The following is a 3,335-nucleotide window of genomic DNA, read 5'->3' on the forward strand; positions in this document are numbered from 1 at the left end:
AATGACTCCAGATGAGTTTTACTATGACCAGCTACCACAACAAAATAAGGTAGCTTAACTAGAGCAGAGTATCACTTATAAATAAGCTTTTAGTTGTTCAAACATGTGGGACCACCTCTAATAAGTGATAGGGTTTGAATAGGAATAGAAGGTAGGTTTACATAAGAATACGCATCGGGGGCTATTTAACTTTCCCACCATACATGAGGTTTAAGAGTTTTCAAAATACCTAAAGGATGTTTGTGGAGTTGTAAAATTTGGTCGAACGTATCAGTAGAAACTAAATAACTGTAAAGTTCATCTTTATAAGTTGAAGTTTGATAAAAGTTATTTAAAGACTCTTCATAATTTTGAATAGATTTAAGAAGTTTAGAATCATTTTGGGATGATTTATTTAAAACAATCGTAAAAATTTCAATTTTCCAATCTGTAAAGTGCTTCAGAATCAGGAGACGATCGTGTGGAGAGCTATTTCTAATAAAGTATAAGGCATTAATTTCCTTATTTTCTAAATCTTTAATAAAAAATTCTAAGAAATTTAGATCTTTTTTAGGAGTATATAGGTGAATTGGGATCATACTGTTATCACCGTGTACTAGCCAGTCTTGATCTACTCCTAAGTATTCCGCTATTAGTCTTAACTCTTTGAAATTAGGCTCAATTTCAGCTTTCAACCATTTTAATAAAATATCAGCATGTTCATAGCCACAATTTTCTGCAATATGTGAATATTTTACTAAGTTCTTATTGTAGCTATTTATCCATTCAAGAGATTTTATAAGTCGTTCAGATATTTCATATTTTCGATCAATTAAGAGATAAGGATTAAATATATTTTTCTTTGAATTTGATGATAAATCATTGTGAAACAAGAGTGAATTCTCTAGACGTGAAACAATTTCAGCATTCATAGAACGCTTCTCATACTTGGCCGACTCCTCCATTTTTTGCTTTAATTCTGAAGGTAATCTTAACTTTAGTTGAGAATCATTAAATATAGTCATAAATTAACTTTGATGTCGTTTTGGTTGCACAATAGAACCATTTTGGTTTGTTATACTGTATACCATTGAGGTATGATCAAGATAGATGTAATTCATTATGTTACAAGTTCTACAAGCTAGCTAGGAAAATAGCAATGTTAAAAGTAGTTGATAAAAGTGATAAAGTGATAAAGGAGGTGAATCAAGGGGTAGCCATTTGGGAGAGGTATGCAGATGATTGGCTGAAGACTAAAGATAAGGGAATAAAAGATAAACGTGCAGCTTTAAAAATTTTTAGAAAAACCATACTGGATCTTAAGATAAAGAATTTATCTGAAATAAATATTTTTTTAATGTATATAAAAAATAATATAGAAATATTTGAAGGAGAGTTAAATAAATATTTAGCTCATCTCACTCAAAAAAACAAAACATTATATAAAAATAATATTATAATTTTTTTAGATTGGGTAAGTGAAGAAGTGGGTGTTGATAGCCCTTTCGCTCAGGATGAAATACTAGATTGGTTTGAAAATATAAAAGGAATAAACTGGAAAAATTGGGCTGATTATCTTAATGAATATAATAATATAAACGAGATAAAAAGATGGAAAGATATTAAATACTTATTTAATTATATAATATTTAAAAATGAAGAATTTTCAGATGTGTATTTCTTTCTTAATGAAAAAAAAGGCTCAACTCAAGTAATTAAGAAGGAACTTATTGCCATATTGAGAAATAAAACAAAATTAAGTTTAAAAACAATTTGGGGTTACACTAATTCAGCAGAACATTTTTTAAATTGGTTGTTGGTTGAATACTATCCACAGTTGGTAGAAAGTCAAGAGGATTTAATAAAAAGGAATTTGCAAGAAGAAAAATTTATTACAAATGCGATTGGTCATGATTGGATTGGTATACAAGATTTAGTTAATGAGTGGCTTTGTGAACAAAGTATAGATATAATTAAGGATAAAAGTTGTTTTAAAAGATTTTTTAAAAATATTTCACAAAAAGATTTAAGTTCTAATAATTTTTTTGAAATCTTTAATAAATTTAAAGGTTATAATTACTTATTTAATTTAATGATTGGTGAAGAAAACCTAAATCATAAATTTATAAATAGTCAATGTAAAATTATAATAAAATTTTGTGATTGGTTGATTCTTAATAACAAATTACCATTATTAAAAGGTAAGGTTATTAATCCCTATAAAAAAAGAAATAAGTCATTTCTATCAGATTTTGAAGGTAAGACAGGAGATTCTTTTAAAGAGTGGATTAACTTGGCAGAAGATTGGATTTTTTTAGATGAAAATAAAATAAAAACTAAAAAAAGAGTTATAAAAACTTTCTTTACAAAATACCTGATTGTTAATGATAATTTATGTTCTGATGTAAATTTATATATAAGAAAAATTGAAAAAAAAGAGATATTAATAGAAGATATATATAAAAGTATTTTTAATAATGATCTAGATACTACAGTATCTTTAAAAATGATAAATGAAATTATAGACTTTATAAAGTTTATAGTTAAATATAAAAGTTATTCATATATTGAAATAGTATTTTCAGTAGATAAATTTAAATGGTTGGTTTTGGAAAATGGAGCTGAATGGAATGAATGGAAAGATCTTGCTAATGAATGGATAAATTTATATAAAGATAGTTCTCAATACAGAAAAACAGCTTTAAATCTATTTTTTAAATCTTTTTTATTGAAAAAAGTTGAATATAGAAATGTAATTGAATTATTTAAAAATCATAATATTGATATTAATAACCTTATGATTCACTTAAAAATTGAAAGTAATGCTAATAATAAAGTTATAAAAAGATATGTTAATTTTATTGTTAGATTTCTTGATTGGATAATAGCTAATAAATTGAATGGAGATGTTTGCAATCCATTCTTTTATCTTTCTGCGATTGATATTGAACCAGTTCATATATACATTAAAAATCTAGGAAATGGGTGGGAAGTTTGGTCTAAATATGTGGAAGAATGGATAAAATTACAAGGTTATTCTTCGCAAGTAAAATTTATACCTATTATAAGGAAGTTTATAAAATATTTAAGTTTCGAAACACCATTTAGATATGATGTTGATGCACTTTTAAATCCTGAATCTTGCCAAAATTACGTTACAAGAAAAAAGTATAAATATTTTTTAATTAAAAATGGTGTAAGTGAAGGAACAGCTAATTTTAATATTACTATAATAACCCTAGTTACGGATAAGCTAAATTTCTAACGACATGAATTTTTGGCTTATTCTTCTGACAGAGTTGATAAGCACATAGAGAAGAAAATATGCCTGCTAGGAAACCGGAAATAGCCCGATG

General features: G+C 26.1%; 2 protein-coding genes and 1 pseudogene. 1 reads left to right on the forward strand and 2 read right to left on the reverse strand.

The features are described 5' to 3' along the window. Nucleotides 1-185: 185 nt before the first annotated feature. On the reverse strand, nucleotides 186-1,004 hold the full coding sequence (locus HLH16_RS14595) for an Arc family DNA-binding protein (RefSeq protein ID WP_171529861.1): 819 nt from the start codon (nucleotides 1,002-1,004) through the stop codon (nucleotides 186-188). A gap of 134 nt (nucleotides 1,005-1,138) precedes the next feature. Between HLH16_RS14595 and HLH16_RS14600 the strand changes: the two genes are divergently transcribed. Then, on the forward strand, nucleotides 1,139-3,244 hold the full coding sequence (locus tag HLH16_RS14600; RefSeq protein ID WP_171529862.1) for a VPA1269 family protein: 2,106 nt from the start codon (nucleotides 1,139-1,141) through the stop codon (nucleotides 3,242-3,244). Here HLH16_RS14600 and HLH16_RS14605 read toward each other — a convergent pair. Then, a pseudogene (locus HLH16_RS14605) lies at nucleotides 3,222-3,335 on the reverse strand (IS982 family transposase); the annotation flags it as partial. The gene HLH16_RS14600 and the pseudogene HLH16_RS14605 overlap by 23 nt on opposite strands.

The organism is Acinetobacter sp. ANC 5378 (genome assembly GCF_013004315.1).
Taxonomy (GTDB): domain Bacteria; phylum Pseudomonadota; class Gammaproteobacteria; order Pseudomonadales; family Moraxellaceae; genus Acinetobacter.

Excerpts from the sequence above, each read along its gene's own strand:
- HLH16_RS14600 (WP_171529862.1), top strand. The coding sequence starts at position 1,139 with ATGTTAAAAGTAGTTGATAAAAGTGATAAAGTGATAAAGGAGGTGAAT.
- HLH16_RS14595 (WP_171529861.1), bottom strand. The coding sequence starts at position 1,004 with ATGACTATATTTAATGATTCTCAACTAAAGTTAAGATTACCTTCAGAA.